The 23,092-nt window shown below is 45.8% G+C and carries 14 protein-coding genes; 4 read left to right on the top strand and 10 right to left on the bottom strand.

Annotation, left to right across the window (positions count from 1 at the left end):
* Positions 1-67: 67 nt before the first annotated feature.
* The 7 genes from AABW11_RS20120 to AABW11_RS11420 form a co-directional block, all read right to left on the bottom strand.
* Positions 68-316 (bottom strand): GIY-YIG nuclease family protein, encoded by a 249-nt coding sequence (locus AABW11_RS20120; RefSeq protein ID WP_445263761.1) that lies wholly within the window; start codon positions 314-316, stop codon positions 68-70.
* Between the two features lie 512 nt (positions 317-828).
* Positions 829-1,113, bottom strand: coding sequence for a hypothetical protein (locus AABW11_RS11445; protein WP_340105230.1), 285 nt, complete (start codon positions 1,111-1,113; stop codon positions 829-831).
* Between the two features lie 752 nt (positions 1,114-1,865).
* Complete coding sequence (locus AABW11_RS11440) at positions 1,866-3,536, bottom strand: hypothetical protein (RefSeq protein ID WP_340105229.1); 1,671 nt, start codon at positions 3,534-3,536, stop codon at positions 1,866-1,868.
* Positions 3,537-3,589: 53 nt separating this feature from the next.
* The gene (locus tag AABW11_RS11435; protein WP_340105228.1) at positions 3,590-4,702 is read right to left on the bottom strand and encodes a c-type cytochrome; all 1,113 of its coding nucleotides are present in this window, start codon (positions 4,700-4,702) and stop codon (positions 3,590-3,592) included.
* A 1,136-nt stretch (positions 4,703-5,838) separates the two neighbouring features.
* The gene (locus AABW11_RS11430) at positions 5,839-6,681 is read right to left on the bottom strand and encodes a hypothetical protein (RefSeq protein ID WP_340105227.1); all 843 of its coding nucleotides are present in this window, start codon (positions 6,679-6,681) and stop codon (positions 5,839-5,841) included.
* A gap of 151 nt (positions 6,682-6,832) precedes the next feature.
* Entirely contained in the window at positions 6,833-7,756 is a 924-nt protein-coding gene (locus AABW11_RS11425) for a universal stress protein (protein WP_340105226.1), read from the bottom strand.
* Positions 7,757-8,895: 1,139 nt separating this feature from the next.
* A complete protein-coding gene (locus AABW11_RS11420) occupies positions 8,896-9,264 on the bottom strand; it encodes a hypothetical protein (RefSeq protein ID WP_340105225.1) in 369 nt (122 codons plus the stop codon).
* Positions 9,265-9,498: 234 nt separating this feature from the next.
* On the opposite strand from AABW11_RS11420, the gene AABW11_RS11415 reads away from it, so the two are divergent.
* Positions 9,499-11,808: a S9 family peptidase gene (locus AABW11_RS11415; protein WP_340105224.1), complete on the top strand. Its 2,310-nt coding sequence runs from the start codon at positions 9,499-9,501 to the stop codon at positions 11,806-11,808.
* A gap of 356 nt (positions 11,809-12,164) precedes the next feature.
* On the opposite strand, the gene carB is transcribed toward AABW11_RS11415, so the two are convergent.
* Both carB and carA read right to left on the bottom strand, forming a co-directional pair.
* Positions 12,165-14,993 carry a carbamoyl-phosphate synthase large subunit gene (gene carB, locus AABW11_RS11410; RefSeq protein ID WP_340105223.1) on the bottom strand — a complete coding sequence of 943 codons (2,829 nt, stop codon included), beginning with the start codon at positions 14,991-14,993 and terminating at the stop codon, positions 12,165-12,167.
* 69 nt (positions 14,994-15,062) lie between these two features.
* On the bottom strand, positions 15,063-16,268 hold the full coding sequence (gene carA, locus AABW11_RS11405; protein ID WP_340105222.1) for a glutamine-hydrolyzing carbamoyl-phosphate synthase small subunit: 1,206 nt from the start codon (positions 16,266-16,268) through the stop codon (positions 15,063-15,065).
* 649 nt (positions 16,269-16,917) lie between these two features.
* On the opposite strand from carA, the gene AABW11_RS11400 reads away from it, so the two are divergent.
* Together AABW11_RS11400 and AABW11_RS11395 are read left to right on the top strand one after the other, a co-directional pair.
* On the top strand, positions 16,918-19,512 hold the full coding sequence (locus AABW11_RS11400) for a M14 family metallopeptidase (RefSeq protein ID WP_340105221.1): 2,595 nt from the start codon (positions 16,918-16,920) through the stop codon (positions 19,510-19,512).
* Between the two features lie 364 nt (positions 19,513-19,876).
* Entirely contained in the window at positions 19,877-20,113 is a 237-nt protein-coding gene (locus tag AABW11_RS11395; protein WP_340105220.1) for an SEC-C metal-binding domain-containing protein, read from the top strand.
* Between the two features lie 104 nt (positions 20,114-20,217).
* On the opposite strand, the gene AABW11_RS11390 is transcribed toward AABW11_RS11395, so the two are convergent.
* Positions 20,218-21,213, bottom strand: a complete 996-nt coding sequence (locus tag AABW11_RS11390) for a sugar phosphate nucleotidyltransferase (RefSeq protein ID WP_340105219.1) — start codon at positions 21,211-21,213, stop codon at positions 20,218-20,220.
* 110 nt (positions 21,214-21,323) lie between these two features.
* Here AABW11_RS11390 and AABW11_RS11385 point away from each other — a divergent pair, with 110 nt between their 5' ends.
* Positions 21,324-23,021 carry a UDP-N-acetylmuramoyl-tripeptide--D-alanyl-D-alanine ligase gene (locus AABW11_RS11385; RefSeq protein ID WP_340105218.1) on the top strand — a complete coding sequence of 566 codons (1,698 nt, stop codon included), beginning with the start codon at positions 21,324-21,326 and terminating at the stop codon, positions 23,019-23,021.
* Positions 23,022-23,092: the final 71 nt, after the last annotated feature.

Here is a 23,092-nt window from a genome sequence, read left to right as displayed (position 1 = left end):
TAATAACTTATTGTTTTATATGTACTTGAGTGGGTTTAATTTAGAATAATGGGGTAACTTCTCAAAGTTATTCCTGTTTTAGTTGGTCTTCCAGGAACCGGGCTGCGCCACGCTTTTTGATCTTTGATTCCAGCATCCTAGCCTCACTTCTTGAATCGCATTCCCGATGCCAGATAAGCTTCCAAGGGACGCCATATTTAGTAGACGGTACTCGTGCTTCGTTGTGGCGTTCAAATCTTTTTCTTAGATCATCACAAGAACCCGTATAGTGCCTTTCGGCCGATTCGCTAAACAAAATATATGTGTAAGCTTTCATCTCTCTCAATTACATCTGTCGGGACGAGTCACGCCGTGGCGTGACCAACCCTCGACCCCTCACGCGAATCGCGTGACTCTACCGAACTGAGCCACGTCCCAATAAAAAAATAATTTAACTATCATCGCATCCTAATGGTTCAGGATTTATCCAGCAGACAGGCCGATGATGAGCCTGCGCCCCTCCCGACACGCCTGTCGGGATGCTCTACCGGACTGAGCCACGTCCCGATTTTGGTAGACGAGAAAATTAGGGGTTAATCAAATGAAATACAACGGGAAGTTACGTTTCTTTAGAGAGGTCTTCTAAGAATCGTTTAGCACCTCCCCACTTTTAATTTTTAATTTTAAATTCAAGCTTTCGGACTTCAATTCTCGTGGCTCATTACCGCTGCCATATTAGTAAACAGTGTATGCCGTGTATTGTAGATGGTACTCTTGATTGAGTTTAATTGCCTATCACAACTAAAATGCCACCAATTTTTTGCCCTCAGCCGAATAACGCGTATCTCCTTAATTCAGAAAATTCTCAATCGCATTTACCTGCTGTTGCTTCATCTGTCGAGCTTTTTTCAGGCTGGACGTGATCTTCTCAAGCTCTATAATGGTATAGTTCATCTCTTCGGAAATAGGCACAAATTTTACGTTATTAACCTCTTTCGTATTGATGTATCCCAGTACATTTTCTTCATAAATCACACTAAAGAGGTCAGTTCTATCGGTGCTCTTTAATGTAACTGTGCCACTCTTTTTGATTTCTAACTCTCTGTAGCCGTTCGTAGTTTTTGCGTTTTCCATTTCTTTTGATTTTTTGTTAGCGTTTAAATAAGCTCGAAATTTTAAATTTAAGAATGTAATAATGAAAGACTATTATACTTCCTTTAAGTGCTTTCATTAAAACTGAATCGCCTTTGATAAAGATTCTCTGTATAAATAAACGAAGACCAGTGCATCAAAAAAATTAGGAATTTATTATCATAAGAATCATAAATTTTTTTATAGTTAGAGTAACTGTATGACATTCAATTGTTTAATTACATAAACCGTGACATTCAGCTAAGATAATTACTCATCAATTAAGCATTTTTAACGCTTTAATAGCTTTGCAATACTGACAACCAGCAAAATGCCTCACTCATCAATGCGAATCATGTAAGTTTAACCCACTAAGGTCACGTCCCGATTCTGGCAGGCAGGAAGATCAGGAGTAAATCAAATGAAACACAATGGGAAGTTAATTTTGTTTTGATTAGTCTTGAAGAAAACGGTCAGCGCCATGCTTTTTGTTTTTTTTCAAGCTTTCTCAGGCGTTACTTATCGAGGCACATTCCCGGTGCCAAATGGGTATTTGAGAATAAGAAGATGAGATGGATAGACACCGGCTATTGTTATGACGAGTGATTTCGTTTAGGGTATAAACACAGGATCATCTATCGTGCTTTTATACAGACGGGTGTTTTTACTTCGCCATCTCTTGATTGTATTACTCCGGGCGATCAAACTTACGAAGTGATACTAGTCGCGATCCATCGCAAAGCTTTGTCTTGATGTTAATTTATAACCGATAATTTTGCAGACGCAAGAACGACGGAGGAATGCTCGGACATAGAATTGTAATAACCTACAAATTTGTTGGTCTCAGATGCGTCATATGAATCGAGGTTTTGAGCCCATCGATAAGCAATAGGCTGATAGTATAGTTCTGCGGTTATTTGAAAGGGTCCCTCCGCATTTTGCAGATCCACCCGGTATCGTACCCGGTCACGGCCGCCGGTAAAATCGGCATCATCATCTGCAGAACCTTTCACGGCAATATCTTCACCGGCTGTGGATTTATCGAAACCCTTCGGCAGAATTCTATTGTCTTTAATATATCGTATAGCGGTTAGGAGCCCGGTTGTTACCCGGTCTTGCGGATCCACAAGAATTGCTTCGTAAATCTGAACCTGGTCTTCACGGGTGATTTCACTGTAGTGATGTTCATAATGGCTGCCGGCCCGGTCATTATCATTCCCTGCGATAGACCCATCAGGCATAACCGCGCCCGATTCAAATACAACATTGTCATCTTGATCCGTCACTGAGAACCGAATCCATACGCGCCTTGACGGATACGCGGTCGGGAGTTTATGTCCGGCTAAATTTTCAATGTCTATATCGGCAATTAATTCATTCCCGGTTATCTCTGCGCCGGCAACTGATACGTAAGCCGATTTAGTTTGCAGGTGGTCAATTGTTCTATTAATTGCGGCATCCATTTCCTGCGGCAGTGCTTCTACTCCCAAATCGTCTCGATAGCGATTTAGCATGCGCTGCATAAAAAAGTTGCCGCCTCTGAAGGTATGCTTAGAGACGTTCTCCCGAGGCTGGCCCCAAACGGAGGCAATGGGTGTGCTACCCTTTACTTCAGGCATATGGCAGGACTGGCAGCTCTGGTCATTCACAAAACTGCTGTGCCGCCATTCAAGATAGGGAACCTGTTCAGGCAGCTCGCCAATGACCTCTCCGCCGGGACCCAGCGTATTGGTATAGAGCGTATGGCAGGTTGCACAGAGCTCCGATTCTATTAAATGTTTTGATTGCACCTGAGAGAAACCGGATGAAGAATGCATGATTTTGGATCTTCCCTGGTCGACGGGATAAGGACCGTAGATCTCTCGCTGCCCCATCGGTTTTTCGGTATCAATCACAAATTCTCCGACAAAACTTTCGCGCTCTCCAAAATTGTCGCTTTTTATTTGATGGCATGTGGTACAGGACACGCCGTCTATCGCCAGCTTGTTTTGCTGAGTTGTGGCCCGGTTAGCCGGTAAATTGTTAAATACCTGGCTTAACCGACCCTCAGTTTTCGCCTGGAAATGAGCCATCGGCATGTGGCAGGTTGAGCACTCATTCTCGATAGCTGCTTTGGATTCAGGATGATCCATCACTTCCCTTCTGACGGCGGCATGCCAATAGGGATCACGGGCGGAGTTAGCCATCATACTGGCACGCCAATCGATACCAAATGAGATATCTTCACCGGCCGGTGTCACTAAATTATTATGACAGTTCATGCAGTTATCAGCTGTCGCGAATAGCATTTTTTGAGCTGCGGGGAGATCCATCCCGTGAATTTGAGGGACAGGGTCCGGATTGTCTGCCAGATAGTTATTGATTCCGACGCTTAAGCCAATCGTCAATATTGGAAGTGAAATAATAATCACCAGGTTTTTGTACATCTCGATCTCCCATTTTTAAACTTTTAATGATATCCTCTTCATTCTCATTTGTACTACCATCCTTCAAAAAACCCGCCGTCGAACCAGTCCCATAAAATGTAAACCATAACCTGAGAATCTCTCCCCGCATCATCTACCGGAATTCTGTATCCAACATTCAGCATAATATGCTGACGCTTATTCAAAGTGACCTGAATTTGTGGCACAGCGTCCCAATGTATTTCGGTTCCCGATTCCAGTTCTTTAGAACCGAGTATTTCAACCATAGGCGACCATGTTCGTCCCCATGGGTTCGGGTTGAAGCTTTTACCCAGTGCCGCCCGCCAAAAGGCTTCATTTTCTGCTTTATCCTGCAGTACCGGGTACTCCAATCCTGTTTGAGCGTGCAAAAAACCACCGGCCGGTAACAGTTGTCCAAAAGAAGCAAAAGGCTCTAAAATAGTTGTCCCGCTGCCAAACCCTGATGCAGTATCACCTGTGGGCAAAATGACTTCGCCGGTTAAACTGAAGATAGACCCGCTGTTGTAATTATGGTAAAAAACACGTTTTACTCCAATTGCCAGATCGCCCATGTGCCCGCCGCTCCAATTACCACCGGGCATTTGGCTATATCCGAACGGGAGAACAATCTCAACCTGATTTCTTACTCCAAAGCGCTGCTCATAGACAATTTCGTTGGTCACGCCCCCTTCATTTTCCACATCGATAAATGAAGAAAAGACGGCTTCATCTTCCGGATATGCTTTTTCTGTAACTAAAGCTCTGGGCAGGTTCAGCTCGCCGCGCGGCCAATTTTTATTTGTACAAAACGAGCGGACATAATTCATTACTTTTTGAAGTTCTTCGACGGAAAGGGCCTCACCAAATGCCGGCATCTCCGTGGAGAACCCTCTTGTTGGCCCGCCCTGATGAGCAACGGCGATCCAGTCTCCATCAGGTTCCCGGCTTGCGAAATTGCAGTCCGTAAAATTAGCCGGAGGTGTTTGCAAGCCAAGCTGTTTAACCGACCCTCCTTTTCCGTCAGTTCCATGACAGTTTGAACAGGCCTTCGTGTAAAGTTCTTTCCCGGAAAGCGGGTGCTCTGTAAAGGTCGTATCACTATCACTACTTTGTTCAGAACCGGACCGGTCGCTAATCAGGCTGTTGGACTGATCAGATTTATCCAACGCAGTAAAAGCAAAAAACACAAGTGTAGAAATGAGTATGAAAAAAAACGAATGCGTTTTTGTGTGAGAACAGCTTTTCTCCATGGCTTTCTCCCTCCAATAATTGATCTCTTTCCTAAAAATCTAACCATATAAATGTTTAGATCAATTTTAAATATATGGTCCTGCGTTTCAGCATCTCTCAGCCTCAATCTTATTTTCAATGAAACAATATGCAGTACCCTTTCAGAACTTCCTGAGGCTAAGGTTCTTCGTGCCAAAACCCTAAGCCTCAATCTTCTACGAAAAAGCAGCGAAATTTCACGTCAGGAAAATACTACTCAAGGCTGAGGCTCTCTGTTTCAAAATCCCTCAACCTCAACTTGCTTCTCGACGAAACAACATGCCGTACCCTTCCGGAATTTCCAAAGGCTGAGGTTCTTCGTTTCCGCTCCACTCCCCTCAACCTTAACCTTCTACGAAAAAGCAGCGAAATTTCACGTCAGGAAAAAACTACTCAAGGCTAAGGTTATACGTTTCAGCATCCCTAAACCTCAACCTTTTTCTCGACGAAACAACATTCCGCAACCTATCAGAACTTCCAAAGGCTGAGGTTCTTCGTACCAACACCCCTAAACCTCAATCTTCTACGAAAAAGCAGCGAAATTTCACGTCAGGAAAAAACTACTCAAGGCTGAGGCTCTCCGTTTCAAAAATGCCTCAACCTCAACCTGCTTCTCGACGAAACAACATGCCGTACCCTTTCGGAATTTCCAAAGGCTAAGGTTATACGTTTCAGCATCCCTAAACCTCAACCTTTTTCTCGACGAAACAACATTCCGCAACCTATCAGAACTTCCAAAGGCTGAGGTTCTTCGTACCAACACCCCTAAACCTCAATCTTCTACGAAAAAGCAGCGAAATTTCACGTCAGGAAAAAACTACTCAAGGCTGAGGCTCTCCGTTTCAAAAATGCCTCAACCTCAACCTGCTTCTCGACGAAACAACATGCCGTACCCTTTCGGAATTTCCAAAGGCTAAAGTTCTTCGTGCCAAAATCCTAAGCCTCAACCTTCTACGAAAAAGCAGCGAAATTTCACGTCAGGAAAAAACTACTCAAGGCTAAGGCTCTCTGTTTCAAAATCCCTCAACCTACTTCACCACTCATACGTCCACTTTACCCTTGCTTTTAGAGCTATTTTCTTTTCGTGGCCGGTTATTCGAAGTTCGGTTTCATGATTGTCCACACCTTTACCTGATATCGTAATTTGATCGCCCAGGTAAACAGGGCCTCGAATTTCATACTCTACATTTTCAAGGACTCTTCCATCGAACTCACTTTTGAACGATTCAAGCGCCAGCAGCAATAGCAGCGGGCCGTGCACCATCACATTCGGGTATCCCTCAACATCACGGGCGTAGTCCTGGTCGTAGTGGATTCTGTGAGCGTTGAATGTTAGTGCCGAAAATCGAAACAGCTGAATGGAATCGGGCTTTGTGTGTTTCTCCCAATCGGGATCGATATCCATTGGTTCTGTACGTGTAGGATGGGCTCCTTTTTCTGACGGTGGCCGGTAAAGAAAATGCTGATCTTCCACGATGGCTACTGCTCCCTTTGAACTTATCTGATGCTGAAGGGATAAATATGTCTTTTTATCATTCTCTCCTTCTTGCTTCAAGTCTATAATCGTTGAATGTCTCGTGGCCGGTATGCCAACTTGCAGACTGTTTTTAAATTGAAGCTTTCCTCCAAGCCATAGACGACTAGACTGTTCAATTGGCGGGAACAGGCCGCTGTCACGCGGATACCCTCTTACGGTTAAATCAGACTGTAAGTGCAGCGACGTGAAATACGCCCAGTGTGAACACATCGTAAGGTTGTCTCCCTCCGAAATCGTATCAGGCCGCCGGTTAAGCATCGCCTCAAATCTGCGCAGTTGCTCAGGGGCCATCGTATCTCGCCGGCTTATTGATTTTCCCACCCACTCATTAAAATTCATATCTGCTAAACTTTTTTAAGTGTTGTAGCCGTGTCAACCCAGGTCCAACGACCGTTTGGAATTTGCTTAATAGTCTATTAAAGGGCTTATCAAATAGTTCACTATGGCTGTATTAACCATCCAAAGGTCAGGCACTGCTATTCATTTGTCTCTAAGATTCATCCTCCTCAGGTTCAGCAGGTATAAGTAAGACCGCTGTATCGCTGATCCGGGTAACCTTATTGCTGACGCTCCCCAGAAACAGCTCCTGCATAAACCCCTTCCCCTGACTCCCCATCATTATCAAGGTAGCGTTACGCTCCTTAGCTGCGTTGGAGATCTCTTTCGCCGGGGTTCCAAACGTAATGATCAGCTCCGTATCTTCCCTTGTATTATCTGACAGTTTATTACGTATACGGTCGAGTTGTTCGCGATTTTGCTCCGTTAGCTTGTCGCGGCTTACAGGGTCTTTAATTGCAATTGCGTGATGTCCCTGAACGTGGATCATAGAAATTTTATCCACAATACCGGCCCCCTCCATATCCCTGAGGATTTTGTAGGTTCTGTATGCACCATCTGAAAAGTCAGTTGCGTACAGAACATGTTTTGTTGCCTCACTGCAGGGGTGCGGAAGCTTCAGTGATCGTTCATCTTCATTTTCGGGGTCTTTTTTCAGAGCGAGATTAATCAGGTAAACAGGAAGCTCAGATCGCTGCAGCAGTTCTGAAGCTGTACTGCCTAACAAAAGCTCAGTTACTTTACTTTCACCCCTGTTGCTAATCACAACAAAATCGGCATCAACCTCATCTGCTGCCGTCAGTATTTCAGTAGGCGGATAGTAGTGCAGACCTTTTCTGATTTGAATCTCAACTTCAAATCCGGCTTCAGTCAGCTTTTTTTGATAATCCTCGAGCTGTTTTTGCTCTCGTACCGTATCAAACTCGGACTCTAATTGTTCAAAAGGTACCTTCAACACGGTAACGAGCGTAATTTTTTCAGTGCCCAGATTTTGAAAAGATGAGACGCACTCGATAATTAAATCGCTCGCGTCTGAGAGATCAAGTGCAACAACGGCGTGGCGAAAGAAAGAGATCATAAGCTTATCCTGTTATTTATGATTTTCATTTACTGCAGACACCCAAAACGTATACTTTAAAGATAACAAATTATCCGGTCAAATTGTGTCTATTGAAAACAGGAGTGGTTATTTATGAACTGAGCACGATTATCTTTATGCACAGACATTCACTTTATCTAGTTGAAAAAGTGCTGAAAGATTTCACTCATTTTCATCTATCATTTACCAAGCCCGCTTTGGCAGCTCATATTTTCTAGTGCCGGTTAATCGTTCAATATGTTCGAAATGATTCTTTTTGTTCGTTATCTGCCACCCCTTTTTATTATTAGATATAAAGGGCACCGCCCCAGGTTGGAGATTCGGGTCAATCATACCCCGAGGCGACAGATATCATCAACGTTCCATACCTCTCGAGGGGTGGTGGTCGTGAATCGATTAGGGACAGTGGGGCGTTGATTCGGCCTGAATAACAACCATCGGAATGAGATATATGCTATAATTAAGTGAAGGGCCGATGGTTTTTCATGGCGTGTCCGTTTACCTGGGCCGGTGCCCAAGGCAGTGTACTATGACCCTTTTGGCCAAGCCAATCCTTCGGGGCAGGGTCATATTGTTGACTTCAAAATACCAGTGTAGATTGGAATTGTATTTTACAAGAATAAAAGGATATTTATTTTTACCCACACCTATCAACATAGAGCCTAAATTTTGGCTAAGGTTATTTGTATTGGCTTCCAACAAAAGCCAGGGTGGGATTTTGATAAGGCTGTTCAGTTAAACGGCCTGCGAATTGTGTATATAGTAATAGAACTTTTGCGACGACACTGCTGAAAGTGTGGATCCGGACACTTTGAACCCTGATTTAGCAAGTATTACATTTCACCTTTCTTTTGGGGTAAAGTATCAGTGAAAATAGAAAGGAATACGGTTTCTTTGATGGATCTGCTGAGTTAATATAGTATTAAATAGATTGTGTTTAACATGATTGGTTACTCATCAAAAATCACCGATTTTTCACATAACCAAAATCGAGTAGTTCTCAACATACTCCAGAACTGAATTTACTAAGTTGTCTCGCTGTATTTGTTCACATTATTGCAGGATAAATTTATAAACAGGGTCATAAGACCCCGTTTATTCATACATAAGCAGCGATGCTACTCTTTTTTATCTCTTTCCGCCTGTTCGGGATTTTGCCCTTCTTCAGGATTATCCACGATCTGCAGCTGGTTGCTCAGCGATGTTTGCAGTTCATCCACATCATCATCACTCACCAGCTCGCTTATATCTTCCACACCGGCTTTAAGTGCGAGATTGTACACCATCCGGTTAAACAACATTTGATGTGCCGCGGAGGACAACTGCATTAGCTGCTGCTGTGGCACCTGGCCGCCGGCAAGTTTAATTTTATTCATGATTGGCTCAAGCAGTTTCTCTATTTTCTTATTTAACTGCGTTTCAAGCTGTCGGGCTTCTTTATTCTCTTTACTTGTTACTTCTTTTCCGCTTGGGTCTACTAACTTCATTTTTCCTTGTTAGGTTGTGTTTATCTGATTCTACTACAATAACTTATAAAATAGGTGATACCATTCCTCAATAAAAATTTTATCCACTTACAATACAGCTACGTGAAAAATTGTAATACGGTAAGCATTCTTACATTTTGTTTTAGATATTACTGGCCGACTAATACCACCTCATACATATTTAAACATGCCCTATTTCGGACAGCATTCGCTTTTTTAACTTTCGGACTTCTATTGATCAGCTCGGTAAATCTCAGCGCCCAGGACGCAAATTTTGAACTGGCAGAACAGTTTACCTCAGACCGTATGCAAAACCTGACCGGGTCTACCTTCCTGAGAGCCAACTGGATTGAAGATGAAGACCGGTTCTGGTACGAATGGGAGACAAACGAAGGCAAGCGATGGGAGTTTGTGGATGCCGGCAATCAATCAAAGCGCGACTTATTTGATCGTGAAAACATGGCCGCCCAGCTCTCCGAGGAATTTAACCGCGGATTTAATGCAAAGGACCTTGATCTGAACGGGTTTGATTACAACACAGACCGCGAACGATTTACATTTCACGTAGACAGCATTGAGTTCACATATAATCTCGACGGAAATGAACTTGTGAAAGGCGATTCCCTGGATCCCGATGAAACCGAGCCCTGGGAAATCTACTCACCCGACAGTACCTGGATTGCATTTGCACGGGAGCACGACCTGTATGTAATGCGAGCCGATGATGCCGACAGCACTGAAATCCGGCTCACTGAAGATGGCGAGCGCTGGTACAGCTACCAGGCCGATCATGGCGACACAACGTCTACCGAACGATTACGTGCCGACGTAGATTGGTTCGAAGATTCCGAAAAACTTTACGCAAAACGGCAGGACTGGCGTGAGGTTGACGAACTCTGGGTAATCAACACACTGGCGGAACGGCCCGAGCTTGAAACCTACAAGTATAATATGCCGGGCGAGGACGATCACTACCAGGATGAAATTATGGTGTTTGACATGGAAACCCATGAAGGCGTTCGCCTTGACACCGACAAATGGCCTGATCAGTCGCTCGGTGGAGTCTATTTTACCAAAGATGGTATTTACATGTCCGATGAATCGAACTATTTATGGATCTTGCGCCGGACCCGTACGTGGGACCAAATAGACGTAGTGAAAGCCAATACCGAAACCGGTGAGACGGAAGTTCTCTGGTCTGAAAAAAGTGATCCCTATTTTAACGTGATGAACTCCTACCTTGGCGTCATCAACAATGGAGAAGAGTACATCTGGTGGAGTGAGCGAACCGGCTGGGGACAGCTTTACCGGTACGACAGCGAGGGTAACCTGGTCAACAAAATTACCGACGGTTATTTTATGGTAGGTGATGTTGCTGCGATTGATACATCAGCCGCTACAATTTATTTTGAAGGTCTGGGTATGGAAGAAGGCCGGAATCCGTTTCATTCGCACTACTATAAAGTTGAGTTTGATGGAGACAATCTGCAGCTCATTACGCCCGAAGACGCTAATCACTCGATCAATGTCAGCGACTCTCGCGACTTTTTCGTAGATAATTTTTCACGGCCGGATCAACCCACCCGAACGGTGTTGCGCGATAATCGTGGCCGGGAACTGATGGTACTTGAGGAGGTTGACATCACCCTGCTCGAAGAGACAGGATATACTCTGCCGGAGCAATTCAGTGTAAAAGCAGCCGACGGTGTCACAGATCTCTACGGTGTGATGTGGAAACCATCCAATTTTGATCCGGAAATGGAGTATCCCATTATTTCATATGTTTATCCCGGACCGCAGCTTGAGCCGTATCCTCGTAATTTTTCAGTTGGCGGATCAGCGGCACGTGCTCAGGCATTGTCTCAGGTAGGATTTGTGGTTGTGGCGATGGGGAACCGTGGCGGGAGTCCGCTTCGGGAAAAATGGTATCATCAGTACGGCCACGACAATCTTCGGGATTATGCACTCCCCGATAACCGCTACGGCATTGAACAGCTCGCAGCAAAACACCGCTTCATTGATATTGACCGGGTTGGTATTTACGGTCATTCAGGCGGCGGCTTTATGAGTACGGCCGCACTGCTTACCTATCCCGATTTTTATAAGGTTGCTGTGTCATCTGCAGGGAATCACGACAATAACGTTTATAATATTTGGTGGGGTGAAATTCACCATGGCGTTACAGCTGAAACCGACTCGGTGACCGTTGAAAACGAGGAAGGCGAAGAGGTAAAAAAGGAGAAAACGACATTTCGCTCCGAGATTCCCACAAACCAGGAACTGGCCGAAAACCTGCGTGGCCGGCTTCTGCTCGTGCATGGCGAGATGGATAACAACGTTCATCCTGCCAACACCTACCGTATGGCTGATGCCTTGGTCAGGGCCGGCAAACGGTTTGATATGATGATCTTTCCGGGTGCACGGCACGGATTCGGCCGCTACAGCGACTATTTTGAGCGCATGCTCTGGGACTACTTTGCCGAACATCTTCTTGATTATGAGATCGAAGATGTGAACTACGACATTCCAGACCACGTGGATTAGGATCCAGGGGCCAAACATGGCATGTCTGGAAAAGGCATTGAACTCAAATTCCCTGACTGAGTATCATGAGGATTGAAAGTTAATTACCAGTAAGAGACATGCCATGTTTTTTCTTTGCTCTGTCCCCGTCTGAAGATTGTCCCGAAGGGATCACTTTGTGGCTTTTTTCGTCTGACGGGTTGGTTATAAGCCGTTGGTTGATTAAGGTTATTCCCTAAACAGGGTTTCGAGACACATCCACTCGTCTGACGATTGGTTTTTCGTCTGATGGGTTGGTTATAAGCCGCATAACCAGAGATCTGTTCTCAGAACTCGTTTAAAACCATGTATCGCGGGTCAGCGACACCGCGGTACATTTACTTCGACAAATACAGATTCTTGAACTCATAGGGTTTTCTAAACCGCTCATCATCGAAGTTTTCCATGAAGTAGATGCTCTCGCCGGTGGATTTCATTTCGGGACCCAGCTCTTTCTTCACTTCCGGAAATTTATCAAACGGAAAGACCGGCTCTTTAATCGCCCAGTTCTTGAGTTTTGACTCCAGGTCAAATTCACTCAGCTTGGCACCGAGCATCACTTTTACTCCAATTTTTGCTTCGGGACGCTGTGTGGCTTTAGCCAGAAATGGAATCGTTCGGGTTGATCGCGGATTTGCCTCAAGCACGTACACTTTTTCTTCTTTTACCGCATACTGCACATTCAGGAATCCAACGATTCCCATCTCTTTTGCAATTTTAAGCTGGTATTCCTCTATCGTTTTGATGACCTCATCACTCAGCGAGTACGGTGGAAGAACGGCCGTGGAATCCCCGGAATGTACACCTGCAGGTTCAATATGCTGCATGATACCTGCTATGTGCAGCTGCTCACCATCATAAACCGAGTCTACATCCACCTCAATAGCTTTATCCAGATATTTATCGATCAGGAAATCGTTTTCGGGGTGGGTTTTCAGAATGTTGGCCACATATTGGCCAAGTTCATTTTCCCTCACAGCGATCCGCATGCCTTGTCCTCCAAGCACGTAACTTGGACGAATTAGTACCGGGTAGCCGATACGGCGCGCAATTTCGAGGGCGTCGGAATCATTCCTGGCGGTTCCATATTCCGGAAATGGAATATCAAGCCGCTTGAGGAATTCTGAAAACTCACCACGGTCTTCCGCAAAATCGATCATCTCAAATTCGGTTCCGAAGATCTTAATTCCCTTCTCCACAAATCGTTTTCCAAGCTTGAGTGCTGTTTGTCCGCCCACCTGAAGTATAACGCCTTCGGGCTGTTCATGCTCGAAAATATCAAGCACACGCTCCCAGAATACCGGTTCAAAGTAGAGTTTATCGGCGATGTCGAAGTCGGTGGAAACTGTTTCAGGGTTACAGTTTACCATGATCGCTTCGTACCCCATCTCCTGGGCAGCTTTCACAGCATGTACACAAGAGTAGTCGAATTCGATTCCCTGACCGATCCGGTTTGGGCCGCTTCCCAGGATCATCACTTTTTTACGGTCACTCACCTCGCTTTCGTTCTCCTGCTCGTAAGTGGAATAGTAATAAGGCGTTTCTGCCGGAAATTCCCCGGCGCAGGTATCCACCATTTTGAAAACGGGCTTCAGATCCAGTTCTATGCGTTTTTGCCTTACGTCATCTTCGGTCACTTTTTCACCGCTTTTACTCAAAAGCCAGGCAATTTGAGCATCCGAAAACCCAGCCCGTTTCACTTCAAAAAGCTCTTCGCGACTAATGCTCGAAAGCGACTGCCCTTCGACCCTGTTCTCGAGCGATACCATAAAGCGGATTTGCTGCAGAAACCAAGGATCTACTTTTGTGATGTCAGCAATTTCTTCTACCGATGCGCCCATTTTAAAAGCATTTCGAATCTGAAGGGTACGGTCCCAGTACGGTTTCAGCAGACGTTCCCGCACGTATTTTCGATCGGGTTCATCGTATCCATCAGCCCCGAGCCCTGATCGCCCGATTTCCAGCGACTGCCACGCTTTATTCAACGCCTCGGGGAATGTTCGCCCGATCGACATCACCTCGCCAACAGCCTTCATTTGCGTGGTGAGCTCCTCATCCACCGCAGAGAATTTGTCAAAATTGAATCTCGGAATCTTCACAACCACGTAATCAATGGATGGTTCAAAACAGGCGGATGACACCTGTGTGATTGGGTTCGGAAGCTCATCAAGCGAATATCCTACCGCAAGTTTCGTTGCTATCTTGGCAATAGGATAACCCGTCGCTTTCGATGCCAGCGCCGATGACCGGCTGACTCTCGGGTTGATTTCAATGGCCACCAGGCGATCGCTTCCCGGCTCCATGGCAAACTGTACATTACACCCGCCTGCAAAATCACCGATCGACCGCATCATTTTTATAGCAGAATCGCGCATTGTTTGATACTGCTTGTCCGTAAGGGTCTGCGTTGGCGCTACCGTTACGGAGTCGCCTGTATGAACGCCCATTGGATCGAGGTTTTCGATGGAGCAGATGATAACCACATTGTCATTTTTGTCGCGCAGGAGTTCAAGCTCGTACTCTTTCCAGCCAAAAATACTCTCTTCAATCAGCACCTGGTGAACGGGGCTCAGCTCCAGGCCGCGCAACACTTTTCGCTCAAGCTGATCTTCACTCCACACAATTCCGCCGCCGGACCCTCCCATTGTAAATGACGGGCGGATGACGATTGGCAGACCGCCCAGCTCTTCCACAATCTCTTTGGCGTCCAGAAGAGATTTGGCCGTCCGGCTTTTACACTGATCGATCCCAATCTTGTCCATCAGATCTTTAAACTGCTGGCGGTCTTCGGTGATATCAACCGCATCCATATTAACTCCAATAATCTGCACGCCATTGGCTTCCCAATATCCTTCATGCTGCAAATCCCCGGCAAGGTTAAGAGCCGTCTGGCCTCCCATCGTGGGCAGCACAGCATCCGGTTTTTCCTTCTCTACAATCTCTTTGATTGATTCTGGTGTGAGTGGTTTCAGGTAAATAGCATCCGCCATCATCGGATCAGTCATGATGGTGGCCGGATTTGAGTTTATCAGCACCACTTCGTACCCATCTTCCATCAGAGATTTACAGGCCTGGGTTCCGGAGTAATCAAATTCGCAGGCCTGGCCTATTACGATGGGGCCGGACCCGATAATCAAAATTTTATGTATGTCGTCGCGTCGTGGCATGTGGTATTATTGATAGATTAATGTTTAGTATTTGGCAAGGTACAGGGTACAAGGTTCAGGGTACAAGGTTCAGGGTTCAGGTTTGTAGGGTGCATCTTGTGACTTGTGCCCTGCACCGTGTGCCTTGCTCCCTGCTTCTTGTGCCTTGCTCCCTGCACCCTGCACCTTGCTCCCTGCACCCTGCTTTACCATCTCCATAAACTGATCAAACAGATATTGCGAATCGTGCGGACCTGGTGAGGCCTCAGGGTGATACTGCACCGACATCCCCGGAAAATTTTTAAACTTCAGCCCCTCAATGGTCTGGTCATTCAGGTTGATATGAGTGACCTCAACTTTCGAATCGTCCAGCTTTTCTTCGTCTACAGCAAATCCGTGATTCTGTGTTGTAATCTCAACCAAGCCTGTTTCATTATTCTTCACGGGCTGATTGGCACCGCGGTGACCGACGAACATTTTCTTCACCGCAATCCCTTCCGACATTGCCATTAGCTGATGGCCGAGGCAGATTCCGAAGATCGGTTTTTTTGTTGATTTAGCATGCTCAATTATCGGCAGCCCGTAATCGGCTGATGCATTGGGATCACCCGGGCCATTGCTGAAGAAGTAACCATCAGCATCCCAGTCTTTTACATCGTCAAGGTCGGCCTCGGCCGGAAATACACGAAGCGTGCACCCCCGTTTTACAAAATTATCGAGAATACTCTTTTTCACGCCGTAATCAAACACAGCCAGCTTGTAGGGTCCGTCGGATGATATGGTTTGCGCCTCTTTTCGGGTCACTTTTGTGGCGAGCTCCAGCCCTACCATTGACGGCCATTCTTTCGCTTTCCTGATCAGCATTTCTTCATCCAGTGTTTCTGAACTGATGACAGCATTCATCACGCCTTCATCACGAATGTGGTGCACCAGTTTACGGGTATCCACGCCCGAAATTCCAATAACATTATTGCGCTCTAGATACTCCTGCAGGCTTCCATCGGCCATGGGGTTGCTGAATTCCTCAGAGAATGAGCGGACTATGAGTCCTGAAATCATTACTGAGCGAGCCTCATCATCACGACTCATTGTCCCATAATTGCCGATGTGAGGATAAGTCATCATCATCATTTGTCCGTAGTAACTTGGGTCGGTAAAAATTTCCTGGTAACCTGCCATACTGGTGTTAAAACAGAGCTCGCCACCAGTGGTACCGATTTTTCCGATCGCTGTTCCATGCGCTATTGTTCCGTCAGAAAGGGCCAATATACAGGGTTTATGGTCTTTTGGTTTCATGAATACTTGAATTGGCTTTTTAGAGGGGAATACGAATTAAAGACCAAAAAAAATCCGACAACGGGATCCGCGTCGGACTGGGAGAGAATATTTAAAAGTAAATCGTTTATTTGGTCTTGCACCCGTATATCGATTTTGAAGTTTGAGAAAGTTACGCAGTGAACGCCTGATATGAAAATTCAATTTTAAATTTTTTCTAACCTATTCAAATTCCACATTGACCAGACTGACGACTTATCCCTCGATGTCATATCAATTACCATTTGTCGAATAAAGATCTGATGAGCATTTCCGAAGCTTTTCCGGGTTTCTGTGAGCATCAAAAAACCAACGCTTTCAGTTCCTGTGGGTGTACCGTTGTGGGGGCACCTTCCCCGGACAGGTTGCTTACGACATTTATATACGATACTACACCAGGCGTCGTTTTTTAACCGACCTTAAATTTATCACCTTCATTTTAAAACTCCTCAAATTTCTCATCATTAGTATGAGCAGACAAACTTTCACGTTAACAGATGGATATCTGCCGCATGGATGAGTCTGTCCAAAATATTCACAGATTTTTTCATTTGCAGTTGATAGTTTAGCGGACGACTTTAATTGAACTAGCTCCACTATGCATTTTTACCTAAACCAATACGCATTACCTATGAAGACTACGATTTCTACGGCTTTAACACTTCTCTTTTCTTTGATTTTGATGACAAATGTCCTGGCCCAGAGCGATATTTCTATCGATTACTATTTACCGGACGATATTTCTTATGATCAGTCAGTCCCAACCCCGGAAGAGATCATCGGTCATCAAATTGGCCAGTGGCACATCACGCATGACAAGCTTGTATATTATATGAGGGCACTTGCAGATGCCTCTGACCGGGTGACATATATGGAATACGCCAAGACGTACGAAGACCGGCCGCTGGTGATGCTCACAATCACATCACCGGATAACCACTCTTCGATCGACAGAATTAAGGAGAATCATCACCTGCTAAAAGATCCGTCACAATCGGAAACTCTGGATGTAAGTACGATGCCTGTCATCATTAACATGGGTTATAGCGTTCATGGCAATGAACCCAGTGGTTCGAACGCGGCGCCGCTTGTAGCGTATTACCTGGCGGCTGCACAAGGCGATGAAATTGAACAGATCCTCGACAATGCCGTGATACTGATCGACCCCAGCCTGAATCCCGACGGACTGCAGCGATTCTCTACCTGGGCGAATATGCACAAGAGCATCAAAGCCAGCGTAACTGATCCTGAAGACCGCGAGCACAACGAAGCATGGCCCGGCGGACGCACGAATCACTACTGGTTCGATCTTAATCGCGACTGGATGCCAGTTCAGCACCCATCAAGCCGCGGACGCATTTCCATGTTTCGCGAATGGCATCCCAACGTTCTGACCGACCATCATGAAATGGGCACTAACTCCACCTACTTTTTCCAGCCCGGAGTTCCGGAACGAACAAATCCAAACACTCCCCAGAGAAACCAGGATTTGACCATGGCAATTGCCGAGTACCATGCCGATGCGCTTGACGACCGGCAAGAGCTTTATTACTCGCGTGAAGGATTTGATGATTACTACTATGGAAAGGGATCAACTTATCCTGACGTTTTTGGTACAATTGGCATTTTATTTGAACAGGCGTCCTCAAGGGGGCATGCCCAGGAAAGTGTACATGGTGTGCTTACATTTCCCGAAACAATTTTGAACCAGGTTACCACATCATTCTCAACACTTGATGCGTCGATCGCACTTCGGGAAGATCTGCTCGATCACATGCGAACATTTTATCGGGAAGCACAGGATGAGGCGGCCAATTCCTCAATTAAAGCATACATTGTGGGCGATTCGCACGATAACGCACGAACCTGGCACCTCGCCGATCTTTTCTCTTTTCACGATATAGATATGTATACGCTGGCGGAAGATGCCGAATTTAACGGCCAGGGATTCAAACGCGGAGAAGCCCTTGTTATTCCTGCCGAACAGACACAGCACAAATTTATCAAGGCGATGTTCGAACGGAGAACAGAATTCACAGACAGCCTTTTTTATGATGTATCGACATGGACACTTCCCTATGCATTCAACCTTCCGTTTGCAGAGCTGAGTCAGCGTGAGTTTAGCAGCTCGCTGAGGGGGGATCAAATTGAGGACCCTCAGTTTCCACAGGGCCAGGTAATTGGCGGACGAAGCCAGTACGCGTATTTGTTTGAATGGGATGAGTACTACACGCCACGAACGCTTTATCGCTTGCAAGAGGCCGGGCTACGCACGAAAGTAGCAACAAAGCCTTTCCGGGCTGTAACTACCGGTGGCGTCCGCGATTTTGATTACGGGACAATCCTTGTATCGCTTGGCATTCAGGATATGAATGAACTGGATATTTATCGCCTGATGCAGCAGGCTGCCACGGAAGATGGCGTTACCGTTTACAGTGTTTCAAGCGGATTGAATCCGTCCGGCATCGACCTGGGAAGCCGAAGTTTTGAAGATCTCGACATGCCAAGCACGGCTATTATCGGCGGTGAGGGTGCAAGCAGCTATGATGTGGGTGAAATTCGCCACCTGTTCGATCAGCGGTTCCACATGCCAATTACCATTCTTGAAAAAGACGAGCTTGGCGGCGCAGACCTCAGCCGTTACAACACCCTGATTATGGTTGATGGCTATTACAGCGACCTGTCATCCGGTGTGACAGATGAACTGAAACGATGGGTTCGCAATGGCGGAACACTTATCCTGAACCAGAACGCCATCAGCTGGGGAAAAGGTGAAGGACTTGTAGATATTAATTTTGTAGAATCACCCGAAGACAGTGTTAAACAGCGCCGGTATGCCGATCTGTCCAATACCAGAGGAGCTCAGTACATTGGCGGATCCATTTTCCACGCCACGCTGGATCTCACACACCCGATTGCCTACGGCTACAATCGCGAAGAGATTACGGTATTCCGTAATTCAACGGATTTCATGGAGCTCGCTGACAATCCTTACGCTACACCGCTTCGATACACGAACGATCCTCTTGCCAGCGGATATATTTCTGAGGAAAATGCTGAACTGATCGATGGAACTGCATCCATTATTGTAGGCAGTTACGGCGGCGGCCGCGTAATCAGTTTTGCGGACAACCCCGCATTTCGCGCTTTTTGGTTTGGCACCAACAAGCTGCTGATGAATGGTGTCTTTTTTGGAAATACGATCAGCGGTGCTGCGTCTAATTAAAATCGCTGGGTTGATGAATTCTTTATTGGAGCAAGTCATCTGTTGCAGATTTCTTTTCAATAAAGGCTGTGAGAAAATAATGTATCAACTGTAAATTAAATTACATGATGTAGCCACGAAGTCTCGAAGACACTAAGCTTCACGAAGTGTTAATGGTTGAAAGTATTAAACTTAGTGTACCTTCGTGACCTTGTGCCTTCGTGGCTAAAATGACTAACCTATGGATTTAATTGGTAGTTCTTTCACACCTCCGGAAAAGGGGGAGTTTTACTACGATTGAATGATCGATCTCCGATTGTGAAAATAATGAATCACCAGGATTTTCGTATCTTTGAATATCCTGTAACATCAAACCCGAAAAGCCATGGCTGATAAACTTAATAGAAATGACCCATGTCATTGTGGAAGCGGCAAGAAGTATAAGAATTGCTGCATGGAGAAAGACAAGTCTCAGTTCTCATCAAAACTTGGAATGATCGGTGTTGCACTGGCCGTGATACTGGGTATCGCTATTGCTTTTTCCGCGATGTCAGGTGGCGACAGTCCGCAAAATTGTCCGCCCGGAACGTCTTGGTCATCAGCGCATCAGCACTGCCATTAACCGCGCAAGTCTACAGTTTAGCATTTATAAGACACAAAAAAAGCCCCGCGGCTTATCACTGCGGGGCTTTTTAATTGAGTTGGATATAAACGATCTCGTTGCCTTTACTGCTTCAGAATAGAGTGATCACCAATATGGATCTGACCTTCAGCTCCGTGTGCTTCTGCATGGTTGCCAATGGTTGACCGATCAAGCGTGCAGCCATCAAGTGATGCATTGCTCTGTATGATGGAGTTTTTGATCGTGCTGTTTTTAATAGTTGTACCTGCTTCCACACTGACGTTAGGGCCTATTTCACTGCCGCTGATTTCCACTCCCTCACCAAAATAGACAGGTTCATGAATAGTGGTGCCCTCATAATCGCCGTGACTGTGCTGCTCTTTTTCGAGAATTTCGCCCACAGTATCTAGCCAGGCCGGCAGTGTTCCGCAGTCCATCCATTCATCAACTGTTGCTTTTTTAAAGACAGTGCCATTTTTCAGCAGGCGGTCGAGTGCGTCAGTCAGCTGCAGTTCGTTTCCGTGTCCGCGAATGTCGTTATCAATCAGGTACTGAATCTCTTTCATCAAATTTTCGCCTTCCTTAAAATAGTAGACGCCGATAATGGCCAGGTTGGAGATCGGCTCGCTTGGCTTCTCAACAAAATCAGTAATCTTATCACCTTCGTGAACTGCCACACCAAACCGTGATGGATCCTCAACCTCTTTGAGCCAGATAACACTGTCGGCACCTTCAACGCTTACCGTTTCAGACGTGTCAAAGATAGTGTCGGCAAACACAATGATCACCTCTCCGCTAAGCTTATCGCCTGCACATGAGACAGCATGCGCGGTTCCCTCAGCCGATTCCTGAACACCGAAAGAGGCTTTTGCATCGTGGCGTTCACTCATGGCTGTTAGCCGATCTTTAATTTCTTGTCCAAAGTCTGGCCCCAGGATATACACGATTTCATCAATTGTTTTGTCGAGTGTACGCGCAAAAGTTTCAACAATTCTCTCTACAATCATTGTACCGGCAACAGGTAAAAGCGGCTTTGGAGTGGTATGAGAATGGGGACGCACGCGGGTACCTCTGCCTGCCATTGGTATAATTAATTTCATATCTTGAATGCTATTTGAATTTTTAAATGTTGTGTACATCAATATAACAGTTCACGGGACTATTTTCGAACTGGTTATTCGTTTTCAATCAATCAACCGGTATTTATAGTTTGGATTTATTTACACTTATTTTAAATGCTGCTATTGTCGTTATCTGCCTGCTTTTTATTCGCCACTCATTCACCAGAGCCCGGTACTTTTTGCAGATGCTTCAGCAGCATGGTTACAAGACACACGAGTACTGGCACTGGCTTGTCGATCATTTCTCATCGCGGGCCATCACAACAGAACATCTTCTGTATAACACAGTCATTCTCGCACTGATTCTTTTTCTATCTGAAAGCCTCACCTTCCTTGCCGGGCTGTTAACTATATTCGTTTTTACTCTTTTTTGGTTTGGGTCCGTTAAAAAATATGTACCTGATAAAGATAAAAAACCGTTCGTGCTTACGTCACGGGCACAGCGTCTCACAGCTATCCTCGCCATTTTGGTGTTACCACTCTATTATTATTTCGGGAAAATCATTTTCAACTCCCAAATTTTTTATTACGTCAACACCATTCAGGAACCGATTGGCCGTTTTCTAACAGCAGACCCCTACCTGCTTGGGTTTATTTTTTGCCTGATCGACATCTCCATTCCGTTTCTTATCTTCCCGGCTGCATGGCTGATGAAGCCTGTTGAAACCAGCATTCAGAGCGGGTTTAAGCGTCAGGCACGGAGAAAAATCGAGTCGATGCCACACCTCAAAGTTGTGGCAATCACCGGGAGCTATGGAAAGACGAGTACCAAGTTTGTGATTGATGCTTTCTTGAAAGAACGGCTGAACGTATGCGTGACACCGGGAAGTTTTAATACGCCGATGGGAATCTGCAAAGTGATTAACAACGACCTGCACTCAAACCACCAGGTACTTATTCTTGAAATGGGCGCGCGATATGAGGGAAACATCAAAGAACTGTGCGATATTGCGCAGCCAGATATTTCTGTGGTGACCAACGTTGGTATCTCTCATCTTGAAACGTTTGGCTCTAAAGAAGCAATTGCGCGTGAGAAATCAACCCTGGCCAGAGAGCTAAAACCAGGTGGGACGCTTGTCCTCAACGGCAGCGATCCTGTGGTTAGGGAGATGGGGGAAGGCCGCTCAGATATTCAGCGCATTTTAACGGGCGAAGAGAACCGTCAAGTTTGGGCGGAAGACAGATCAATTGATGAGAATGGTACCGCATTCACTCTTCATTGGCAAAAAGATGGCAAAACCGACTCTGTACATGTTCAAACCAAGCTTCTTGGAGATCATAATGTCCAAAACATTCTGCAGGCGGCAGCTGTAGCCCAACTGTTTGATATCAGGTTAAAAACAATAGCCGTAGCGGCATCACGCATTGAGCCTGTTGAACACAGGCTTGAGCTAAAAAAGCGAGGTGAACTTACTGTGATTGATGACGCATTTAACTCTAACCCCATTGGCGCAAAAAATGCTGTCGACCTCCTGGCTGAGTTTAAGACCGGGCGGCGTATTATCATCACACCGGGAATGATCGAGCTGGGCGAACTTGAAGAGCAGGAAAACAGGGCATTTGGCGAACACATAGCCCAATCAGGGATTGAGCTGGCAATTTTAGTGGGTGAACGTCAGACAGCGCCCATCAGACAAGGAATTGAAGAGACATCCTACCCGGGTAAACCGGATGTAAAAGTTGCTTCCACTCTGTTTGAAGCCAACGATATTCTTTCATCATATGCGCGGGCCGGCGATGTGGTCCTGTATGAAAACGATCTGCCTGATAGTTATAATGAGAGTTGAAACGAAGAACCTCAGCCTCAAGCAATTCTGCGTGCGATACGGCCCGTTCAGCCCTCTCAAAGAAGGTTGAG

This window comes from Rhodohalobacter sp. 8-1 (assembly GCF_038150125.1).
Taxonomy (GTDB): domain Bacteria; phylum Bacteroidota; class Rhodothermia; order Balneolales; family Balneolaceae; genus SW132.
This window is presented reverse-complemented; position numbering and strand designations above follow the sequence as displayed.